At 30.7% G+C, this 23251-nt stretch carries 13 protein-coding genes; 10 read left to right on the top strand and 3 right to left on the bottom strand.

All coding sequences use genetic code 11. From position 1 onward, the window contains the following. Positions 1-22 precede the first annotated feature (22 nt). The 3 genes from VCM48_RS03880 to VCM48_RS03870 are packed head-to-tail and all read left to right on the top strand — an operon-like array spanning position 23 to position 2988. On the top strand, positions 23-514 hold the full coding sequence (locus tag VCM48_RS03880) for a hypothetical protein (RefSeq protein ID WP_482271691.1): 492 nt from the start codon (positions 23-25) through the stop codon (positions 512-514). Positions 515-519: 5 nt separating this feature from the next. Further along, the gene (locus VCM48_RS03875) at positions 520-2241 is read left to right on the top strand and encodes a tetratricopeptide repeat-containing sensor histidine kinase (protein ID WP_482271690.1); all 1722 of its coding nucleotides are present in this window, start codon (positions 520-522) and stop codon (positions 2239-2241) included. A gap of 3 nt (positions 2242-2244) precedes the next feature. Further along, the gene (locus tag VCM48_RS03870; protein ID WP_482271689.1) at positions 2245-2988 is read left to right on the top strand and encodes a LytR/AlgR family response regulator transcription factor; all 744 of its coding nucleotides are present in this window, start codon (positions 2245-2247) and stop codon (positions 2986-2988) included. Here the strand turns inward: VCM48_RS03870 and VCM48_RS03865 are convergent, their stop codons facing one another. The 3 genes from VCM48_RS03865 to VCM48_RS03855 form a co-directional block, all read right to left on the bottom strand. After that, entirely contained in the window at positions 2989-3258 is a 270-nt protein-coding gene (locus VCM48_RS03865; RefSeq protein WP_274641026.1) for a hypothetical protein, read from the bottom strand. It abuts the gene before it with no gap. Between the two features lie 5 nt (positions 3259-3263). Continuing rightward, positions 3264-3851 (bottom strand): hypothetical protein, encoded by a 588-nt coding sequence (locus tag VCM48_RS03860; protein ID WP_482271688.1) that lies wholly within the window; start codon positions 3849-3851, stop codon positions 3264-3266. A 123-nt stretch (positions 3852-3974) separates the two neighbouring features. After that, the gene (locus VCM48_RS03855) at positions 3975-4739 is read right to left on the bottom strand and encodes a hypothetical protein (RefSeq protein WP_482271687.1); all 765 of its coding nucleotides are present in this window, start codon (positions 4737-4739) and stop codon (positions 3975-3977) included. Between the two features lie 255 nt (positions 4740-4994). On the opposite strand from VCM48_RS03855, the gene guaB reads away from it, so the two are divergent. From guaB to VCM48_RS03820, 7 genes are all read left to right on the top strand, one after another. Next, a complete protein-coding gene (gene guaB, locus VCM48_RS03850) occupies positions 4995-6470 on the top strand; it encodes an IMP dehydrogenase (RefSeq protein ID WP_482271686.1) in 1476 nt (491 codons plus the stop codon). Between the two features lie 242 nt (positions 6471-6712). After that, positions 6713-9088 (top strand): TonB-dependent receptor, encoded by a 2376-nt coding sequence (locus VCM48_RS03845; protein ID WP_482271685.1) that lies wholly within the window; start codon positions 6713-6715, stop codon positions 9086-9088. Between the two features lie 17 nt (positions 9089-9105). Continuing rightward, entirely contained in the window at positions 9106-14436 is a 5331-nt protein-coding gene (locus tag VCM48_RS03840) for a fibronectin type III domain-containing protein (RefSeq protein WP_482271684.1), read from the top strand. A 19-nt stretch (positions 14437-14455) separates the two neighbouring features. Continuing rightward, positions 14456-15445 carry a hypothetical protein gene (locus tag VCM48_RS03835; protein ID WP_482271683.1) on the top strand — a complete coding sequence of 330 codons (990 nt, stop codon included), beginning with the start codon at positions 14456-14458 and terminating at the stop codon, positions 15443-15445. Beyond that, a complete protein-coding gene (locus tag VCM48_RS03830; RefSeq protein ID WP_482271682.1) occupies positions 15446-16504 on the top strand; it encodes a PQQ-binding-like beta-propeller repeat protein in 1059 nt (352 codons plus the stop codon). A gap of 42 nt (positions 16505-16546) precedes the next feature. Beyond that, positions 16547-21157 carry a hypothetical protein gene (locus VCM48_RS03825; RefSeq protein ID WP_482271681.1) on the top strand — a complete coding sequence of 1537 codons (4611 nt, stop codon included), beginning with the start codon at positions 16547-16549 and terminating at the stop codon, positions 21155-21157. Next, a complete protein-coding gene (locus VCM48_RS03820) occupies positions 21150-23249 on the top strand; it encodes a hypothetical protein (RefSeq protein WP_482271680.1) in 2100 nt (699 codons plus the stop codon). The genes VCM48_RS03825 and VCM48_RS03820 overlap by 8 nt, the downstream gene beginning before the upstream one ends. Positions 23250-23251 lie beyond the last annotated feature (2 nt).

Raw genomic sequence — 23251 nt, 5'->3', positions numbered from 1 at the left:
CCAAATTAAAAAATTATAAAAGATGGGAAACCCAGTAAACGTTAATGGAGTTACATTAGAGTTAAAGTACTTTAGAAAATTTGATACAAATATTAGTGCAGAAAATGTACCTACAGGTCCTTTAGTAAACATGTCTAGAGATGAATCAGGAAACAGTGCAACTCCTAACACCGTAACGGTTTTAGCATACTTACCAGACAATACATTAAACCCAGTAGATAATACAAGTGGATTGCAATTAGAAGGAAACGAAGTTTATTTAAATTACTATGGAGTTACACCAACTAAAATCTTAAACAAAGATGGTGGGTACGATACTGTAAGTTGTAGAGACTTTAGAGTAGAGTTTAATTGCGATGAAGTAGCTAGCCAATACGATTTATATTATGTACAGTTTGCCTATCAATTAGATGAAGGAACTCCTTCTGTAGATATGATTTTAGTACGTAGTGAAAATGATGATCCTGAGACGGACAGAGGAACTGTGACTACTCCAAGTGACCCAGAGGGTTAAGATTGATGAGATATTTATACATAATTTTAGCTTTTATATTATTTCCAAATAATATAGTATTAAGCCAAACTAAAGGTTTATCTGACTTAGATAGTTTTTATGAAATTTTAGATTCTTTACAGAGTAATACAAAAGAAAATGACTTAAAAAAGGCTATAACCTTTTATAAAATTAGAAAAAAAGATTCTTCATATATATATAGTGGTAGGCTTTTGGTAAGAGCTAAAGGCTTAGAAAGAGATGTGTTAAATTATATACAAGGATTCAGTGCCATTAAGAAAAGGATGTATAAAAAGGCATTAATAAATTTTTTGGATATTTCAGAAGATAATAAATTCAACAATTTAAAGTTGACAAAATTAGGACTGATATATTTGAATCTTAAGAACTATGATGAGGCCATACGTTATTTTAAAAAATGGGAGAAAACTAGTGAGAGTACAGGACTGAAGCTAAAGAAAGGAGCTTTTCATGATATTGGTTTATGCTATATACATACAAAACAGTATTCTAAAGCTAAAGAATACTTTGAGAAAGAACTTTCTTTGATTGAACAAAAAGATACAGCTGCTGTTATAAGGACTAAAATGGAGTTGGCAAATGTATATTACAATCAGTATTTAGATGATGAAGCCATTCCATTGTTTAAAGAGGCATATGAGTTAGCAAAGTCTTATTCTGATTTAGAGCTTAAACAGAATTCTGCTAGAAATATGGCGGTTGTGGAGAAGAATAGAAAAAATTACCAAAAAAGTGTAGACTATTACATAGAATATGGTCGTTGGAAAGATTCTATTTGGAACCGTGATAAAATTTGGGAGCTTACAGAAAAAGACAAACAATTAGCTGTGGCTCAAAAGCAACAAGAAATCGTTTTACAAGAAGAACAGCTAAAGCGTCAAGCAGTGGTGCAAAAGAGTTTGGTAATAGGAGCTTCAGGTTTATTAGTTTTTCTCGGGTTTTTAGGTTATTTTTATAGAGAGTTAAAAAGTAAAAATAGGTTTATAACTCAGCAAAAGGAGGAGTTAAATGTAGCTAACAAAACGAAAGACTATTTATTTTCTGTAGTATCTCACGATTTACGTTCACCAATAAATACGATTAAACGACAACACGAAAAGCTAAAACGACAGTTAAAAAACAAAGAATACGACGCGGTAAGTGAAACTACCAATAATGCTATTACATTAACAGAAAGTACAAGTCACTTATTAAATAACGTGTTGCATTGGTCGTTAGAGCAAAATAATCAGTTATCGTTTAAGGCAGAAGAATATCCTTTAAAACCATTGGTAGAACAGGCTGTTTACAACTTTGAAGAAATTGCAGAAGCTAAAAACATTGCACTAACGACAAAGTTAGAAGCTACTATTTTGGTAAAAGCAGATAAGGAATCCTTAAAAATAGTATTGAGAAATTTGTTAGATAATGCACTAAAATACACAGGAGAAAACGGTAAAATTGAAGTAAAAACCTATAACGACTCTGAAGAATTTAGTACAATTGAAATTAAAGACACAGGTTTTGGAATTTCAGAAGAAAAACTAGCAAAAATTAAAGGATTAGAAGATTTAAGTATTGACAAAATTAACAGATCTGAGGGCGTAGGGCTAGGTATGTTACTATGTCAAACACTTATTAAAAAGAATAATGGAAAATTACTCATAGATAGTGAGTTGGAAGTGGGGACAACTATACGAATTTTGTTACCCAACGCAAGCGCATAAATTATGAAAAGACTACAATTACTATTGCTAGAAGATTCAGAAGAAGAAGCTTTAGAACTTTCTTCTTTTTTAGAAGATAATGATTACGAAGTATCATTAGCAAAAAATGCGGTAGAAGCAGAAAAGCTAATCAGAAATCGCTTTTTTGATGTTATTATTTTAGACATCATGATAAACGGAAGACCAGACGGGATTTCGTTAGCACACCGTTTGAATAAAGAAGGAATTAATGTGCCTTTTTTATTCTTAACAAGTATGCAAGGAAGAGAAATTTTTGATGAAGCAAAACTAACCAATCCGTTAGTATATCTTTTAAAGCCATATAACAAACTAGAATTGTTATTCTCTTTAGAATTGGCAATTGAGTCGTGTTATCAGCAAAACAACAGTATTAGTTTAGCATCAGACAATGGTGTAATAAGTCCAGCTTTTTTATTCATAAAGAAAAAAAGAAGCGTAGTAAAAGTTGATGTAGCTGCTATTAATTATGTAGAAGTAAAAGAAAAATACTGTAGTATAATCTGCGACTCAGGAAACTACCTAATAAAGTTATCGTTAACCAAGCTAAAAGACATGCTGTCTAATCCAGATTTTAGACAAGTGCATAGAAATTACTTGGTAAACGTTAAGAAAATCAAAGAAATTTACTTTGAAGATAACCTTATAGTATTAGACAATGAAGAGAAAATTCTCTTTAGTGAGCGTTATAAAACAGCATTTATAAAAGACAATACAATTTTTAGATAGTTATACAATTTTAGAAACTAAACTTATAACAAAGCCAAAGCCATTTTCGATATTAGAAATAGCTTTGGCTTTTTCGTTATTACTAATAGTAGCATCATCAATAAGTTTAAGTGTTTTTATGGCGTTAGCATTGGTGATTTTACTTTCCTTAATAAAAGTATCCACTTCACTAAGTTTTAAGTTAGTTAAACTAGCTAATTGTTTGTTAAATTCAGCATCAGTTTGTGAAGCAGCTTCTTTAGCTATATTGTTCCAATCTATAGAATTCATAATTGTTATTTTTCAGTAATTACTTTTTCAATATTTATCAATTTATTTAGAGTATTCCCAGTTTTATCAATACTCTGATTAATGGTGTTTTCAACCTTTTTTATGTTAATTCTGTCACCTGTAAGTTGATCTATAGCTGATAAAGCATCACTTTCTGTAGTTTTTACTTTTACAACAGAATTGATTAAGTTTTGAAGTGAAGTAGTAGCTTTACTATAATCGCTATAATTAGAATTTAGTTGGTTTAAAATATCTTGCCTTTGTAAATCCAATACACTTTGAAGAGAGTCTTTTTTACGATTAATAATAGGAACAATACTATTTAGAATATTAGGCAATTCCTTTTTGTAATCTAAAGAATCAGGTAATAAACCCTGAAACTTTTTTAGTAGTGTAGGGGTGTATTTATTCTCAATAAATAAATTTATTTTTTCTTTTCGTTCATCAAAAAGTCTGTTGACTAAAGAAACATTTAGCTGATGCATATTATCTGCTTCTTTAATAACCTCTTTCGTTAATGTTACAGTAGAACTTGGAATACTGGCACAAGAAAAAAGAAAAAAAGAAAAAACAGATACATAAAAGTATTTCATAAGTGTAGTTAGTTTATAATTAAAAAGAGGTTGCTACAGTATTGAGCTAAGTTCGGTTAGTATGCTGTAAGCTCTATTATAAATAATCACTTAACGTAACAACCTCTTTGTTTTTAAGTATAGTTAATTTGTATTGGTTTTTGGTATGATAAAAATGGACTTAACTCTATCTATAATACCCTGCAGGATACTAAAAATGGCTTCTGAAGAAAAACCTCCAATAAGAGCTAAAACTCCTTTGTTAAACAAGTTAATGTCTTCAGGACTTTTGGTGTAAAATGAAATAATTTCAGACATAATAAGTCCGGCAATAATACCAAGTACTATTTGGGCTAAATAAGAAATAGATTCTTCTGAAACCATGGTAGATTCTCTAATAGAATCGCTAACTCTTTTCAATAAATAAAAAATAACCCCCAAACCAGCAACAGATGCTAAATAAGAGAGGTTTAAAAGGAGTGGCAATCCAGAGTTGTTCATTAAGCCTTTATCTAATGAGTTATTATTTACATCAGGAGAAAGTGCAGTAACAATGAATAAAACCAAAAAGAAAAGCGCTAAGAAAATAAGATTCCTAACTATAGGAAGCTTACTGAAAATAGACTTATTTTGACCTTCATCACGAAGTGCTTTCGTGTATTCTATCGATTTTGGTGTTGCAGGAGCAATATTTTTAACAAGAATATTATGAGCATTTATCAAATCGTTCAGGTTCTTACTTTCAATTAAAGAGTTCACTTCAGTATTAATAACAATACCATTATAAATAGCGTATGATAGCATGTTGTTAATCTCAGTAATTAATTCTATAGATACTTTAGGGTAAACACCATTACTATTAGTGCTAACAATTTTTTTACTGTCTTTTTGAAGGGTGTTATTTTCCATTGCTTTGTTTTATGAGTTCTAATATATGCAAAAGCAATATAAATTTAAAAAAAAGGTGAAAAAGAAAATAGAAGAAAAACCCTCAACGTATAAAACTTGATTATTAACGTAATAGAAAAAAGGTTTAAATAAAATGCTACTAAAAAAATAAACATTTAAAAAATGATTTTCTTAACTTAAATTTAAAGGTTGTTTTTGCATTATTTGTAGTATATTTGCATGCAATTAATTAACAACACACTAAATTGATTGCATATGCAAGCTCATCAATCTAAAATACTAGGCGAAGGATTAACGTATGATGACGTTTTATTAGTTCCAGCTTATTCAGAAGTACTTCCAAGAGAAGTTTCAATTCAAACAAAATTTACAAGAAATATAACAATCAATGTTCCTATTGTATCTGCAGCAATGGATACGGTAACTGAGTCTGCTATGGCAATTGCTATTGCAAGAGAAGGAGGAATAGGAGTGTTACATAAAAACATGACAATTGAGCAACAAGCTCAAGAAGTTCGTAAGGTAAAGCGTGCAGAAAGCGGAATGATAATCGACCCGATTACCTTATCGTTAAGTGCAATCGTTTTAGATGCAAAACAAGCAATGCGTGAGCATAAAATTGGAGGTATTCCAATTGTTGATGAAGCAGGGAAATTAGTAGGAATTGTAACTAATCGTGACTTACGTTTCGAAAAAAATAACGAGCGTCCTATAGTTGAAGTTATGACCTCTGAAAACTTAGTAACAGTTGCAGAAGGAACTTCTTTAAAAGATGCTGAAGTTATTTTACAAGAAAATAAGATTGAAAAGTTACCAGTTGTTAATGACGATGATAAGCTTGTGGGGTTAATTACCTTTAGAGATATAACAAAACTTACACAGAAACCAACAGCCAATAAAGATACTTATGGACGTTTACGAGTAGCTGCGGCATTAGGAGTAACACAGGATGCAGTTGATAGAGCAGAAGCATTGGTTAAAGCAGGAGTAGATGCTGTGATTATTGATACGGCTCACGGACATACCAAAGGAGTAGTTTCTGTATTAAAAGAAGTAAAAGCAAAGTTTCCTGAATTAGATGTAGTTGTAGGAAACATAGCAACTCCTGAAGCAGCTAAATATTTAGTAGAAGCAGGAGCTGACGCAGTAAAAGTAGGAATAGGACCTGGGTCTATTTGTACAACACGTGTAGTTGCTGGTGTAGGATTTCCACAATTTTCAGCAGTATTAGAAGTAGCAGCTGCTATCAAAGGAACTGGAGTTCCTGTAATTGCTGATGGAGGTATTCGTTATACAGGAGATATTCCAAAAGCGGTTGCTGCAGGAGCAGATTGTGTGATGTTAGGATCTTTATTAGCAGGAACTAAAGAATCACCAGGAGAAACTATTATTTACGAAGGAAGAAAATTCAAATCGTACCGTGGAATGGGGTCTGTTGAAGCAATGAAACAAGGTTCAAAAGATCGTTATTTCCAAGATGTAGAAGACGATATTAAAAAGTTAGTTCCAGAAGGAATTGTAGGTCGTGTTGCTTATAAAGGTGAATTACAAGAAAGCATTCATCAGTTTGTAGGTGGATTACGTGCAGGAATGGGATACTGTGGTGCAAAAGATATTGAAACACTAAAAAATACAGGAAAATTTATCCGTATTACTGCAAGTGGAATTAACGAAAGTCACCCACACGATGTTGCTATTACTAAAGAAGCACCAAACTATAGTAGACGATAAAATATAAAGTTATTATTACCTTAATTAAGGTAAAGACAAAAGCTGTTAATTTAAATATTAACAGCTTTTTTAATTATATTTTAAAAAGTAAGAAGTAAAATTGTTTTTTGAATTAAAAAATCTTTTTTTTGCTATCAAATTAAAATTGTTTTTTGAATAGTAAGAAAAATACACTACTACTTTTTTTGTTATGTCCCCTTTTTATCTTTAGTCAAAATTTAGATAAGATAGGGAAGTCCCCGTTGTTTAAGTTAACGGGAGGCGTTGGAGTAAATACAGTGTATTATGACGGAAATTCTAATAGAGAGCCTTTTACCTATTTTTTGTCTGGAAATGTAAACGTAAATATCAGTGATATTTATAATATCCCAGTTTCTTTTTCATATTCAAATAGTAAATTTCAAACAAATACGCCGTTCACTTTTAATAGGTTGAGTCTTCATCCAAGTTATAAGTGGGTTACCGCACATATTGGAGATGTAAATATGAGCTTTTCGCCTTATACATTAAATGGACATCAATTTACAGGGGTTGGTTTTGATTTGTCTCCTAAAGATAAGTTAAAAATAAGTTTAATGTATGGTAGGTTGTTAAAAGAACGAGAGTTTAACGAGGATAATTTAAATGGAGAGGCAAATTACAAGCGAATAGGTTATGGTATTAAAGCTTCTTATAAGTTTGATAAGTTAACAGCAGGAGTTATATTTTTTAGAGCAAAAGATGATATAGAGTCTTTAAGAAATCCAATTCCAATTGAAAGGGAAATATTACCTAAAGACAATACAGTAGTAAGTTTTAATACAGAATTAGATTTTTTTAAAGATTTAAAACTTAAGGGAGAAGTAGCTTTATCAGCATTAACAGAAGATACAAGAGTTGAAGGGAAAAGTGACCATTTTGCTTCATTTTTATTATCAAGTAATCCAACAACCCAATATTATAAAGCATATAATTTAAACTTTGTTTACAAGGTAGGAAGAGGAGCAATAGGATTAGGATATGAATTAATTGATCCTAATTATAGAACTTTAGGAGGATATTTTTTTAACAATGATTTAGAGAACTTAACCGTTAATGCATCTCAAACTATTTTTAAAGATAAACTATCTATAAACTTAAATGCAGGCTTACAAAACGATGATATTGATAATACAAAAGCCACTCAGTTAAGTAGGTTGGTTAGCTCTTTAAATTTAGGGTATAACGCAAGTGAGAAATTAAACATTAGTGCAGGTTACTCTAATTTTCAGTCTTATACTAACATTAAAAATCAATTTGATTTTATTAATGGTGTATCTCAAATAGAAGAGGAATTAGATAAAGATAATATAAGTCAGATTTCACAAAATGCAAATGTGAATGTAAATTATATTTTAGAAGAAACTCCAAGTACTAGACAAAATTTAAACCTTAGTTTGTCTTTTCAAGATGCTGTAAACAAAATAGGCGATGAAGTTAGAGAAGAAGACGCATCTTCGTTTTATAATTTTACAGGAGCATATATCATTGGATACCCTGATTCAGATTTAACGATTTCAGGAGCTATCAATGCTAGTTATAGTGAGCTGGGAATAACAGATGATAACCTAATTTTTGGACCTACAATTTCTGCAACTAAGGGGTTTTTAGAAAAAAAACTAAAGTTAAATGGCTCGTTAAGTTATAACGAAAGCATTATTAATGGAGATAGAGAAGGTCAGGTAACTAATTTAAGAACAGGAGCGAGGTATGTATACCATAAAAGGCATAATTTTAATTTAAATGGACTTTTTCAATTAAGAAGCTCAACCAATATTTCGAATAATAGTATTACCGTAACATTTGGATACACATATAATTTTGGAATTTTTAACTCTAAAAATATCAAGTTTAAAAGAAAACCAAAGACAAAAAAAGAGAAAAAAGTAAAGAAGGTTAAAAAGCCTATTAGATTTATTTACAAAGACTCTTTATATGAAGGAACAATTCCTGAAATAAGTTCTAAAATAAAAAAACTATTAGATTCAGAAAATTTTAAGAGCATACCAAAACAGATAAATCAGAAATTGCAAGATGAGAGAGTACTAATAGCAAAGGAAAAAAGTAAAAGAGTATATAAAATAAAAGCAATTCAATTACTTGATGATATATATAAGTCTAAAGAATATTTAAAAGATTATAATGAGCTAATATATCAAGCTTTAATAGGTGTTTATAAAAGTGCTGTGTATTTAGATTATCCAACAGAACAAGATTACTTGAAAAATAAAAAAGAAATAAGAAAACATACTTTATGGAGTAAGACACCAGAAGAAAGAATAAAGTACTCTAGAGAACTACAAACTGAATTTAGTAGAATGAATAAAGTGTATAAGAGGTCTCTTAAAAAATTACTTGTACATAGGTGGATTGTTTCAAAGATAGAAGAATATGAAACTGTAAAGAAGGTTGAAGAAGACTCAGATGTGTTTGAAAAATTTAGAGAGCTGAATGCATCTAAAGTTTATAAGATGTTTAAAATGAATGAGAAAAGAAAGAAAATAAAATTATATTTGCAAGGACTCGTAATAGAGTTTTTAGCGAAAGAATCAGAAAAACATATTGATGAAAGTCAATATGAATTAAAATATATGGACTAACCCCTTTACCCTATTGTATGAAAAGAAAGCTACTCTTTGCTACATTTTTATTAGTTTTTTTTAATAGCATTTTTGCTCAACAGTTTCCAGTCAGTATTATTCCAAGAGTAAAAGCACCAGCACCAGTTAATTTTTATAATTATGCAGATGATGCTAGTTTAAATAGCCCTTTAACAGTACAAATTTTTTTAAACGATTTAACTATACCAAGTCGTCAAATAAGACTAAAAACGTATTTTGAAGGAGGTAACATACGTTTTTCAAGTAAGGATTTTGTAGTTGGAGCACAAGACTTGTTTTTAGAAGGAGGAATACCTTTAACATTAAGAAATACAGAGTTAGCACCATATTATAGGCTTGAAAATATACAAGGAATAAGTTCTTCTGTTTATGGACAAACAATACCAGAAGGAAGTTATAATTTTTGTTTTGAGGTATATGATTACATATCAGGAGCAAAATTATCAGCAAAAAAATGTGCTACTGTATTTATATTTAAAAATGAACCACCAATACTAAACATTCCATTAACAGGAAGTAATATTGAACCCACAGATTTTGAAAACATTATTTTTCAATGGACACCTCGTCACATCAATGTTAGCAATGTAGAGTATGAGTTTAGTATTGTTGAAGTTTGGGATAATTCAGTAAACCCTCAAACAGCATTTTTATCACAAATCCCTATTTATGAGGAAACAACTAGAAGAACAACCTTAATTTATGGGCCAGACAAGCCTTTATTATTACCTGGGAGAAAATATGCTTGGAGAGTAAAAGCTAAAGCTTTACAAGGCTTAGAAGAAATAGGATTGTTCAAAAACCAAGGATACAGTGAGGTTTTTTGGTTTTCAAGAACAGCACCGTGCCAAGTACCACAAGGGATATCAGCAGAAGCTAAAGGAACTTCAAAAATTAATGTTTTTTGGGAACAAGATCCAACAGTTTATTCAGAATATATTATAGCATATAGAGAAAATGGAAAGGCAAATGCCAATTGGTTTACTAAAAGAACTAACAGTAGTTGGGCAACTATATGGAACTTAAAACCAGGAACTACTTATGAATATAAAATAAAAGGAAAATGTAGTTATCAGTTTAGTGATTATTCAGAATTACAATATGTAACTACAGACTTGATACAAAATGAAGATGCTAATTATAATTGTGGTATAGTTCCCGATGAAATAGCCATTTCTAATAGAAATCCACACGCTGGATTAACTATAGGTGATGAAATTACTGCTGGAGATTTTAAAGTAATTATAACAGAGATTCAAAGCCAATCAAACGGAAGGATTTCAGGAAAAGGTTATGTGGCTATTCCGTACTTAAAGTTTGCTAGGTTTGGTGTAACTTTTTCAAATATTTTAATAAATACAGCTAATCAATTAGCAGAGGGAGAAATAGTAACATTATACGATCCAGAATTTGGAAAGGGGGCATCAGCTGATGTGGATGTAGATGTGGATATTTCTGATGGAATTAATGGAGATGATGGAATTAAGGACGGTTTAGTAGAAGTTGATTTTGTAATAGATGAAGTAAAAATAGATGCAAACGGGGCAATCGTCGTTACAGGAACAAATGGAGAAGAAGCGATTATACCAGGTGATGATGATATAAGTATAAAAAGTGCTAATGGAGATGTATGGTCGGTAGGAGAAGATGGAACTATTACAAAAGAAGAAGGAGCAGAAGGAGGTGCTGTTGCTGAGAATACAACAAATGGTATAGATAATGAAGGTAATGTTAATTCAATAACAGCAACAGGAGTTACAGTTGTTTTTCAAGAATCTGGAGATTATTACTTCGATGCATTACCAGAAAACACTTCTACAACTTTTGAAAAAGAATACAAAATCTTAGAGGCAAATGGTACAAAGTATAAAGTACCATATAAAGCAGTATCAGATATAGAAGGAGAAGATTTTATTACAGCTAAGGTTGCTATCAACGATGCTAGTATTTCAAAAGAAGATATCATTTTTAAAACAAAAGACGGAGCAAAAGTAGAAGCTAACTGGAATAATAATAGTACAGAAGTAACATTAAAACTAAAAAGAAAGTTTGATTATGCAGATGAGGAAATTTTTGCGGTTGTAAAGTCTAAAGAGGATAATGAAAAATATGATATAGCGGGTAGTTTAATAACAACACACTTAGCATCTAAAGAATTAGAAGCTATAAATGTAACCTTAATACCAGTAGGAGACGGTGTTGTAATTAACGATGCTTTAAAAGAAAATACAGCAAAAATATATAGTAAAGCAGGTGTTCGATTAAATATTCAAACAGGGCAAAGTATTTTGCCAGATGAGATATATGGTTGGGATAAAGACGGAAACAAAAGATTAAAGGTAGGAGACAGTTCTATACTATCACATTACACGGATGAACAGCTGATGTTTAATAACTATGTTAAGCAACAAGAGTATTATACAGATAAAACATATTATGTTTTTGTTACGAATATATCTATAACTAGTACCAATGTTTCTGGTTTTATGCCATTGAAAAGACAGTTCGGTTTTGTATTTACTCAAAATGCAACCACAGTAACAAAACAATCTAGAACTTTAGCACACGAATTAGGACACGGAATTTTTGGATTAGAACATACTTGGGATGAGTACCAATTCGGGCAAGGTGCTACTAACTTCTTAATGGATTATGGTAGTGGTACTGTTCTAAACCATTTAGATTGGAAAAAAATGCATGCTCCAGGTGTGCAATTGTATTGGTTCCAAGAAGATGAAGATGGGGCGTATAAAGATGATGAGTACCTATCGAAAGTTTTTCAAAAGATTAGGTGTGAATTTGGTAATGGAAAAATAGAATTAGAACCAGATTTCTTTAATAAAGAAGGGAGTTTTTTAAGTGATGATTCAAATTATGGAGAAATAAAGGTGACTTTAACAAAGAATAAAACAGCACTTGGAAAAACAGCACTAAAGATAGAGGAGAAAGCTTCAGGAGGAGGAAGTAAAGAGTATACATACAAATTATATACCTTAAGTTATGGAGGTGTAGAAATTTCTTCAAAATGGTATAATGAATTAAGTAAAACAGAAGAAAATCTTGAAAAGCTTCAGAGTTATTTATTTCCTGAAGATAAGAGTTTAATTAAAGAAGATTATAAAGAAGTTCTTACTAGGCTTGAAGGGAAAACTGAACTTACCGATGAAGATATTGTTGCGATTAAACAAATAGCAAATTGTGGAGCTAGATACTTCTCTATTGAAGAGAAGTATTCATTAATATCTAAAATAGTAGATAGTGCTTGGGTTTTAGATGAATATTATGAAGATTTAATTCTAGATTTATTAGCGAATTACTCTCAAGATAGTAAGTTGTATTCAAAGAGAATCTTAGAACTATTAATAACAGATAAAGACCTAACCAAGAAATTATTTAATGGTATAAGTGATGAAGAAGGAATTTATTTATGGAGCGGGAATGAAAATAATTTTTCTAGATTTTTAAATGAAATTTCTCAATTACTATCGTTTACAGAAGATGATGAACTAATATGGGAAGTAATAAACTTATTTATAAATATTAGGTTTGATGATATAGAAGAAAAAGAAACCAAGTTTTTAAGTGAAACATTTTCTTATTTAAAGATAAAAGAGTTTGGTTCAGATGAAAGTTTTTCTATAGCAACTCTTTTTGTAAAAATGCTTAAAGAATGTGAAAATTTAAAGGAACATGAATTACTACTTGATATAACAGTTTTAAGAAACCAAAATAGAGAAGCTTTTGCTGCTTTTACTCAGGTAGAGAAAAGTGTTCCTAGAGGAGAAACTGGAGCTTCTGGATACGATCAACTTAACTCTCTTTCTTGGTTAGTCCCTAATAATAATGAGTTTAGATTGTACTTAGGTGGTGGTGCTTCAAAAATTGTATTAGAATTAGCCGAGGATGTTTTTTATTGGCGAAAAATTTTAACAAATGAATATCCAAATCAGAGTAACGCTTCTATAGTAGATAAAAACCTTAGTGATAAGGAAAGTTTTAAATACTTTTTAGAGAAGTTTAAAGAAGAGTATATTAACTTTTTACCAAAGTTTGAAAACGAAACTAAATATTTTTGGGATAAGTATTATTCTAATTATAAGTTACAAAAAGATAAAATTGATAAAGACTTTGAGAAAATCTTGAAACACATTAATCGTTTTGAGAATAAGAAAAGCCTCAAGGATGTAAATGAAAGTGTTCGATTATATGTATTTGAGAGAATTCTATTAGAACCAAAATTTGAAGATAATGTAGATCCTGTTTATAAAGGTGATTTTGATAATGCATTATCAAAAGTAAGCAGATCTTTTGATTACAGAAGAAGAGGAGTAATTAATGCGTTTGAAAAAATTGGTTTTGATAACATAAGCAAAAATCTACATAATGAAAGATTAACTGAGTTTCTTCTTTGGATAAGTGAATATATAATACAGTCTAGAGCTGTTGAGCATGGTAGTCCAGAGAACGAGCTAGCTGAATTTGATAATATAAAATCTGTTGAAGAATTAAGTGATAATAATAAAGTTATTAAGTTGGAGGCAAATATTTGTCAATTACAAAATGTTTCAGCTGAACCAATAAATAAAACAACTTTTAAGATTAATCAACTAGATTATGAGTACAATAGAATGTTATATGCTATAGCCTATGACGACTTCAAGTTTTTTAATAAAACGTATAAGAAAGGAACAATATTTTATATACCTGCAGTACAAGTATATGCTATGAGCAAAAGCAATTGGGATATAGTATTAGACAAATCGGCAAATGTAGGTGTAGATGTTGTGTCGTTTGCATTTGGTATTGGGGGAGTTTATAAGGTTTTTAAAGCAGGAACAGCAATAACTAAGGCAATAGCAACAGGAGGAACAATTTCAGGAGGTACAGATATCGTTTTAGGATTATTAAATGAAAGTGCAATTAGTGATGAAGTTAAAATAAAAATCCAACAGATTCAATTTGCTGTATCATTGGCAGAATGGGGTGAGATGAGTTTTAAGATTAAGAAACTAATTAATGAAACAGAAAAGAAAATTTATACAGAGAGCCCGAATTTAAGTGACTTGAATCAAAGAAAGATACAAGATTTACTCGACGAAGTTAAAAGTAAGGTATATGTATCTGAACTTTCTGGTAAGTTTAAAGAGTTGAATTTAAACAATCTTAAAAACAGCTTTGATAAACTAGATAAACCAACTCAGATTAAGTTTTTAGATGATTTTAAAGATGCTTCAGACGAAGTTCTTAAAGCTTTGGATAAAGATGACGCTTTTAAGGCATGGAAACACTTTAGAGAATTAAATAAGAGTACCACAATTTGTAATTAATTACTATAATAATTAGAAAATGAAAAATAAGCATTACTTTCTAAAAAATTTATTAGTAACACTATTATTGTTGATTGCATCACAAGTTTATGCAATAAATCAACCATGTTGGTTAAAAGAACTGATAAAAGACTTAGCAAAACCAGATGTATCAATAGAGTTTAAAACATTTTTTAAAGATGCACCAGAAGCTAATTATGAGGCGTATAAAATTTTATATAGAGGAAATAAAACAAAACTAAGATATGATATTGAGGCTTTGAAAACGGTAAAACGTTTAAAAGCAGATGAAAATTTTGTTAATTATATCGAAAGTTTACAAATCCCCAATGTAAAGAATGTAGATGAATTTCTTGGTAAAATAACAGGATGGTATAATCAATCCAGTGAAGGAAAGAAATACATAGAAGTTCTGGAAAATATGCAAACTTTTGTTTCTACATTAAAAAAATCAAATACTCAGTGTAATAATTGTGTATATCTGTTTAACAGGTTTATAGTAAATGACACACCAACAGGAGTAAATAGACAAGCATGTTTTTGGCTAATGGAAGATGTAGCTGCAAACCCTAACATGATTAACAATAAAACTATAAGTGTTGAGGCTCCTGTTACTGGAGTAGATGGAACTATTCAGAGGGTTGATTTAAAAGTAGGGAACTCACCAGGTGTGAATTTAGAATATAAGTGGTTATCTAGTGATACTCCTATAGGAAAAGAAACGTTTATAAGAGAGTTTGTAAAACGTGATTTGTTTAGTGTTAATTCCTTAGAAGAAATACAATGGAGAATTAAATGGAACTCTTCAAGTTCAAATAAATTAACTAAAGACCAAATGATAGTTTTTTTAAGTTCTATAGAAGGAAAAGAAGCACTGAAAGCTGTAGGTTATGAAAAACTTAAAAGAATCTTCCCTGATGATGGTTTTATGAACGTAAATAATTTTGTTGATAGAGTTATAAAAAACTTTGATAATGAAACTACATTCAATAAAATTTTTATCTATTAAATGAAAAAGGTTAACCAAATAGAAAATGTGTCTTATTTAGGTAGGCTTAAAGATAAAGTTATCTTCAGTTCTAATAATACTCTTTATTCATTTAATAAAGAACATAATTATGATGAATATATTAAACAAAACAATGAGATTCAATATGTAGAAACTTATAATAAAGAGAGAATTTTATTAAACGAAAATAGTATTTACAAAGATGATACTCTAGAAGTTCAATTTGATAAAGAAAATCAATCTATTAATGTTTATTCTAACGGATTAATACTAAAAGAAATAGATTTTGAGAAAGAGAAAATCGACTTTTTTAGATTTAATATTCTAACTAAAGAAAAAGAAGAGCTTAATGTTAATAAAACCTCAATACCTATAGCTTTGTATAAAGATGTATTAATTTTAAAATCTTTAGAGAAAGATGATTACTTTATTAATTTCTATGGTATTCTTAGTGAAGAATATTTTGAAAAATTTTCTTTAAACAAACTATTGAAAAATAACAACGCTAAAGTTTATGGAAAACCAATAGTATTAAACGATAGGCTTTTTATTTATCTTTTTGATAGTACACACAAAACAAATAATAAAAAAACAGTTTGTTTTGATATTAATAAAGGTGAGTTATTATGGGAAAGTAGTGTTTTTACTGGCTGGTTAACTATCTCACAAGATAAAATTTACTCAGTTAAAAATAAATCTGTACAAGTATTAAATCCTAATACATTTGAATTAACCAATATAGATCTTCAAGAAGAATTATCAGTTTTAGATTATAGAATTAATGATACAGTGAACAGTATAGTTTCAAATGTGTTTTTTTCGTTATCGACATCGGTTTATAAAGTTTACAACAATTATTTATACTTTTCTCAAGAAAAAGGAAGTACTGTAGGAGTTATTGATTTAGAAAACAAGAAATTAGTATGGCATTCTAAAATAGAAATAGAGAGTGGTGATATTATTCCTTTAGTAATGAAAATAGAGTTTAATAATAATCACTTGTATGTTTTGGACTCCAGTAATACTTTACAAATTTATGTAAATGATAAAGTTCTATAAAAATTAATATGAATTAGAAAAACAATTAACCAACTAAGCTAAATGAATAAAAAATTACCCCTAAGTTTTTTAATACTATTATTTATAAGTGTTTCGTTGTTCGCTACACCAAATTTTACAGAGCGTGACAGTTTAACTGTAAAAGAAGCAGATAAACCAACATTAAATCTAGAAACTAAAACACTTCGTAACTTTTCTTCACTCGATAAGTTTGATGAATTAGAAGAAGCTTTAGCACCAAAAATACAACAACGATTTACCCAGCAAGGTTTTCAGTTTAATACAGCTGATTCACTAATCAATAAAAAGTGGTTAGATATGGCTACCAATACATTTAAAAGTATTGAGGAGTCAGAAAATTATATTGATGTTTTAACAAAAGACGGATTAAGTCAGCTTCCTGTAGCTATAAAACCTGTAAGTATTAGCAATGTAAAGTATACTGTAGGAATAGCAAAAGCCGTATTTAAACCATCATATTCAGAATTAACAGTTTTTTTAAAAGTAGAGTTACCTAATACAAATCCTGATAGGGGAGAACAGGTGTTAATTTTAGGAGCTTCCAATGTAAAGTTATCTCATGAAGGAGGAATTATAGGAGATGCGAGACTACATTTAATATCGAAATTCACAGTTAATTTCAATAGCGGAACATTACTACTTACTTTAAATGGAAGTATGGAAGAACCAGGAACCTATGCAATTATTGATTGCTCTGGGTTTAAAGAAATGGGACTGGATGCAAATGTGAAATTTGCCAATGGCTTATTACATCCTGTTGATGAAAAAGGAAAAAAGAAGGTAGGTTATGTAGAAGCAGATTTTAAAACTTCGATTTCAGATTGGAATGATATGGTTGTGAATATATCACTACCAGAGTTTGGAATTAAAGGCATAGAAGGAACTACGTTCAAATTAAATACAGCTGTATTTGATTTTAGCGATTTAAGAAATGATGAAGAAACTCCAAAGGCATACTTAGATAAGTTTTATAGTACGGAGCCGAATTTGTGGAGAGGAGTATATGTGAAATCACTTCAAGTAGTTTTACCACCTGAATTTAAAAAGAAAAATGAAGATAAAAGAGTTGCCTTTGGTGCTACAGATTTAATTATAGATGGGCAAGGAGTAACTGGTAAGTTTACAGGAGAAAATGTAATTGGATTGAACGAAGGAAGTGCTTCAGGTTGGGACTTTTCATTAGACTATTTTTTGTTAGATATAGAAACAAATCATTTAAAAGCAGGAGAGTTTGATGGAAAGCTAGTGCTCCCTGTATCTCAGCTAGACAGTCTACAATACAATGCTATTTTTCAACCAGGAGAATATAAATTGGCAGTTAAAACAGAAAAAGATATCAAGTTTAATGTTTGGAAGGCAAATGTTCATTTAACCAAAGATTCATATGTAGAAATGAAGGTTAAAGAAGGGAAGTTTAGACCTAAAGCAAATTTAAACGGATCTATGAGCCTTGCTTCTGGATTAAAAAAGGATGAAAAGGAAAGTAATGATACATCAAAAAGTATTATAAAATTCAAAGGGATAACATTCCAAAAAATGGTGTTACAAACAGAGTCACCTAAATTCTCTGTTGATTATTTCGGAGTTAAAGGGAAGTTACAACTAGCAAACTTTCCTATAGTAATTAATGAAATAGGTTTAAGAACCCCTGCGGATAATAAAGCAGAATTAGTTTTTGATTTTGCAGTGAATTTAACATCAGAATCAGATGGAGGAAACGGAGGAGCTTCAAAACTAGCTTTCAAAGCTAAAATGGATGAATCCGGAAACAAATGGAAGTTTGACGGTGTACGATTAGAGCACCTGTATATAAAAATGGATGTTGCTGGTATGCAGTTAAAGGGGGCAATTTTCATTTTTGAAGATGACCCAACCTACGGAACTGGATTTGCAGGTGCGGTTGGCGCTAAGTTTTCTACAGGAATAAAGCTAGAAGTAGAAGCAAAAGCTCTTTTTGGAAGAACAGATTCATTTAGATATTGGTATGCAGATGCTAAAGTAACATTGCCACAAGGAATTCCAATTTTTCCAGGTTTTGCATTGAATGCTTTTGGAGGAGGTTTTTACAATAAAATGCGTATGGCAGGGAATTCAAATGCGCAAGACGCTGCCTTCACAGAAATTGGAGCTTCAACTTCAGGAGTAATTTATGAACCGTATGAGCAAAACTCATTTGGAATGAAGGCGTCGGTAGGAATCATTACTCAAAACTCAGAAGAACTTTTTCATGCTACAGTAGAGTTTGGTATGGCTTTTAGAAAGTCAGGAGGATTACAAGAAGTATATATGAAAGGTTTTGGAGAACTAATAGCTTCTTTACCAGGTGATTTTTTTGATACAGTAAATAGTAACTTATCTAGCATCGCAGCAGTAGGAGGCCAAGGAATTCCTGCACAAAGCCCAACAGCAGCAATTTCAGCAAATGTTTTTATTGGATTTGACTTTGTCAATGATATTTTCCATTCCACATCCGAAGTATATATAAATTTCGGAGTTTTAAAAGGAATTGGTCCTTCAGGAAGAGCAGGTTGGTTAGATTTTTATGTAGCACCAGATGAATGGCACATGCTTGTTGGAACTCCAGAAGACAGAGTAGGAGTAAAAATTGATTTAGGAATTCTAAAGATTAAAATGGATAGTTACTTCATGACAGGAGAAAACTTACCAGGAAGTCCGCCTCCACCTCCAATTGTTGCTGATATTTTAGGAGTTGATGTTGCTGAACTCAACTATATGAGAGATGCTAATATGTTAGAATCTGGAAAAGGTTTAGCTTTTGGATCTAGCATGAGTGTTTCTACAGGAGATTTGAAGTTTTTAATCTTTTATGCTCGATTTGATGCAGGAATAGGTTTTGATATCATGTTAAAAGACTATGGAGAAGCTTATTGTAAAGGATCTTCAGAAGCTATAGGAATGAATGGTTGGTATGCTAACGGACAAGCGTATGCTTATTTACAAGGAGTTTTAGGTGTGAAATTCAAACTCTTTGGAATTAAAAAGAAGCTACCTATCATAGCAGGTGGAGGTGCGGTATTGTTACAAGCAAGGCTACCAAATCCAGCATGGTTTAGAGGTTATTTGGCAGGAAAATATAACTTATTAGGAGGCTTAATTAAAGGAAGATTTAGATTTAAAATAGAGTTAGGAGATAAGTGTGAAATAGTAGGAGGAAGCCCGATAGATGGTATCGTAGTAATTAGTGATTTAAAACCAAAAGAAGGAAGTACAGATGTAGATGTATTTGCTGCTCCACAGGCAGTATTCAATTTACAGATTAATAAAATTTTTGAAATTCCTGACGATACGGGAGATAGAAAGTATAAAATTTTATTGGATGATTTTTCTGTAACAAAAGATGGGCAAAATATTGTAGGGGAGATAAAATGGAATGATAGAAATGATGTAGCAGTATTTTATTCACATGAAATTTTACCACCACATGCTCAATTAAAAGCTAGGGTTCAATTACATTTTGAAGAATATAAAGGAGGAAGCTGGCAAAAAATGAAGTCAGGAGGACAAATAGCTACAGAAGTTAAAGAGGTAAATTTTACAACAGGAGAAGCACCAGAGACAATACCATTAACTAATATAGATTATATGTACCCTGTGCTAGGGCAAAAAAACTTCTTTATTGATGAGTATAATACAGCATATGTAAAATTAAAAAGAGGTCAAACATACTTGTTTGATGCTGCGCCAGATTGGAAAAAAGAAATGATAATGACCAGTGAATCTGGAGAAAGTTTCTATAAAGAGTTCACATATAACTCCGCTAAAAAGCAGTTAGTTTATACGCTACCAGCAAATCAAATGCAGACACAAACGCAATATGATGTAAGCTTGAAATTAACATCAGAAGCAGGGGATTTGGATGCTAATGTATCAGAAACATATGCTTCTAAAAATATTGGGGGAAGCTCTGAAAATACAGTTGAAGTAAAATCAAGGAAAGCAGAAGGAAATGTAAGTAAAGAAGGGGAGAAAGAATTGTTGGTGTATGATTTTAGAACAAGTAAGTACGAAACCTTCAGAGATAAAATGCGAGATATGAATAAAAGTAAAGATTTATATCAACACATTGTTTATCCCTATGGATTAACATTATTGTCAAGTATTGATTACCAAGAAGCATTTGATTTGGCAGAGTTGAGAGGAAATGAATATACTAGGTATCAGCCTTTAGTAGTATCAAGAGCAACTTTAGATGATAGTTACTATAGAAATCAGATTTATCCGTTAATTTATAACAACTACCCCTATGAAGGAAATATTTCAGTAAGTAGAGAAATTAATAAGGTAGGAGTACCACCAGTAGAAGGAGTGGAACCGATGACTTGGTATGTAACTTATTTAGAGAATAATTATTCGGGAGAAATAAATTTATATAATCCGTACAGGTATAATCTTACGTATTACTATTTAGAAGATTACGAAGATTTGAGATACCAATTAGTTAGTTCAAATATTAATTGGAATGGAAATCCTCAGTATATAAAATTAATAACGGAAGCTTTTCCTTATATGCGTCAAGGAAGATACAAGGCAACGTTACAATACGTTTTACCGGGTCAGGTAAAAAAGAGCAGAATAAATTCATTAAAATATTTAAACCCATTAAATGATTAAGAAGAAGAGTACACCTATCATCTTTATGCTTCTGATGTTGGGTATTACAGTAAAAACCTATGCCCAAAAAGAAATAGGTAATATTAAAGCAGAGGTAAAAGCAATTGCAACAGTATCCGAAAATAAAATACTACTACGATGGGGAGTAACGACTCCTACAGCTTGGAACTATGCTAATAAATATGGATATATAATTGAAAGAAAAACAATAGCGGTAGATAAAGAAATACTGGAGAAACCTGTAATAAAACAGCTAACACCTATTCCGTTAAAACCCTATCCAATGATGGAATGGAAAGAGTTTTCAGAAGAAAATGATTATGCTGCATTAGCAGCGCAAGCACTATATGGAGAAGAGTTTGATGTAGAGATGAATAATGGAGGGAATGGATTACTAAATATTATAAATAAGGCACAAGTACTAGAACAGAGGTTCACTTTTGCCCTTTATGCAGCAGATCAGGATTTTAAAGTAGCTAAATTTTCAGGGTTGGCATTTACTGATGATACGGTAAAACCAAGAGAACGTTATTTATATACCATAAGAGTAGCTTTACCACAAGAGAAAAAAGACTTGATAAAATCTGGAGGGGTATATTTAGGGTTACTAGATAAGAAACCGCTACCCGAACCACAAGAATTCGCAGGTGTTTTTAAAGATAAGACGGTTATTCTAAGTTGGAACCAAGCTATCTTAAAAAAGTACTATACAAACTACATTATTGAGAAATCGGAGGATGAAGGTAGGACTTTTAAAAAACTATTAGGTACTCCAGTAGCTACATTAGGAGAAAAAGAAAAGAACCCATCAAATAGAATGATGTATATAGACAGTCTTTCTCAAAACAATAAAACATACTCCTATAGAATTAAAGGAATATCTCCTTTTGGTATTGAAGGTCCTTATTCAAAACTGGTTTCAGGTAAAGGAATAAAACCATTAACACATACTCCGTTTATTACAGATGTAAAATTAAGTAATCAAGGAGGAGTTTTGAGTTGGGAGTTTCCTTCAGAAGGAGTTAGTACACTTAGTAAGTTTAAATTAGTAAGATCTAATACCCCAAAAGGTAAGTTCCTCACTGTAATAGACAATATATCAAAGAGCAAAAGAACTGTTAAGTTAGAAAATTTACAAGCTATAAATTATTATAAAATCGTGGCTGTAGGTAACAATGGAGGTACACGAGAATCGTTTCCAAAAATGGTACAACCTGATGATAGTACACCTCCTGCTGTACCAACTATGTTAAACGGAACTATAGATTCTCTTGGAGTAGTAAGATTACAATGGAAACAAAATACAGAGATAGATTTTTTAGGGTATAGAGTATTTAAAGCGAATTTAAAAATAGATGAATTCACTCAAGTAACATTTGAACCTACACCTAATAGTGCTTTTATTGATACGGTGAACATAAAGACACTAAATAAAAAGATTTATTATAAAGTCCAAGCTTTTGATAAAAGATATAATCCATCAGAATTTTCTGAAGTTTTAGAATTAAATAGACCGGATATAGTACCTCCAACTGCACCCGTTTTCACTTCTTTTAAATCAGATAAAGGTAGAGTTGAAATAGAATGGATATCAAGTACTAGTAATGATGCTCAATCTACCGTAATTTATAGAAAAGAAAAGGGTGTAAAAGAGCCATGGTTGATGTTAAAGAGTTTACCGCTATTAGAAAATAAATTTATAGATGAAACTGGAGTTGTTGGAAAAACATATCTGTATACAGCTTTGACTATAGATGAATCTGGACTTGAATCAGAACCTATTACACCTTTAAAAATAACAGTTTTAGATAATTCACCTAAGTCAAGTATAGAAAAATTTACAGGATATGTAAATAGAGAAGATAGATATATTGAGCTGAATTGGAATTACAAAGAAGCAAATACTAAAGAGTTTGTTTTATACAAAGCAGAAGAAGGTAAAAAGCCAACGATGTATAAAGTTTTTAAAGCAGATACTAATAAGTTTAAAGATAAAGATTTATTAATAAACACAAAATATACATTTTTAATTCAAGCAATTTTTGAGTCAGGAGCAAAATCTCCACTTAACAAAATTGAAATAAACTATTAAAA

The organism is Tenacibaculum sp. DPLXC6, from assembly GCF_056815515.1.
Note: the sequence above shows the minus strand (reverse complement) of the source record. Positions and strands in the feature narration are given on the sequence as shown.

Bases quoted from the DNA above. Each gene is read 5' to 3' on its own strand.
- VCM48_RS03830 (WP_482271682.1), top strand. From the start codon at position 15,446: ATGAAAAAGGTTAACCAAATAGAAAATGTGTCTTATTTAGGTAGGCTT.
- VCM48_RS03820 (WP_482271680.1), top strand. From the start codon at position 21,150: ATGATTAAGAAGAAGAGTACACCTATCATCTTTATGCTTCTGATGTTG.
- VCM48_RS03865 (WP_274641026.1), bottom strand. From the start codon at position 3,258: ATGAATTCTATAGATTGGAACAATATAGCTAAAGAAGCTGCTTCACAA.
- VCM48_RS03875 (WP_482271690.1), top strand. From the start codon at position 520: ATGAGATATTTATACATAATTTTAGCTTTTATATTATTTCCAAATAAT.
- VCM48_RS03840 (WP_482271684.1), top strand. From the start codon at position 9,106: ATGAAAAGAAAGCTACTCTTTGCTACATTTTTATTAGTTTTTTTTAAT.
- guaB (WP_482271686.1), top strand. From the start codon at position 4,995: ATGCAAGCTCATCAATCTAAAATACTAGGCGAAGGATTAACGTATGAT.
- VCM48_RS03860 (WP_482271688.1), bottom strand. From the start codon at position 3,851: ATGAAATACTTTTATGTATCTGTTTTTTCTTTTTTTCTTTTTTCTTGT.
- VCM48_RS03855 (WP_482271687.1), bottom strand. From the start codon at position 4,739: ATGGAAAATAACACCCTTCAAAAAGACAGTAAAAAAATTGTTAGCACT.
- VCM48_RS03825 (WP_482271681.1), top strand. From the start codon at position 16,547: ATGAATAAAAAATTACCCCTAAGTTTTTTAATACTATTATTTATAAGT.
- VCM48_RS03880 (WP_482271691.1), top strand. From the start codon at position 23: ATGGGAAACCCAGTAAACGTTAATGGAGTTACATTAGAGTTAAAGTAC.
- VCM48_RS03870 (WP_482271689.1), top strand. From the start codon at position 2,245: ATGAAAAGACTACAATTACTATTGCTAGAAGATTCAGAAGAAGAAGCT.
- VCM48_RS03835 (WP_482271683.1), top strand. From the start codon at position 14,456: ATGAAAAATAAGCATTACTTTCTAAAAAATTTATTAGTAACACTATTA.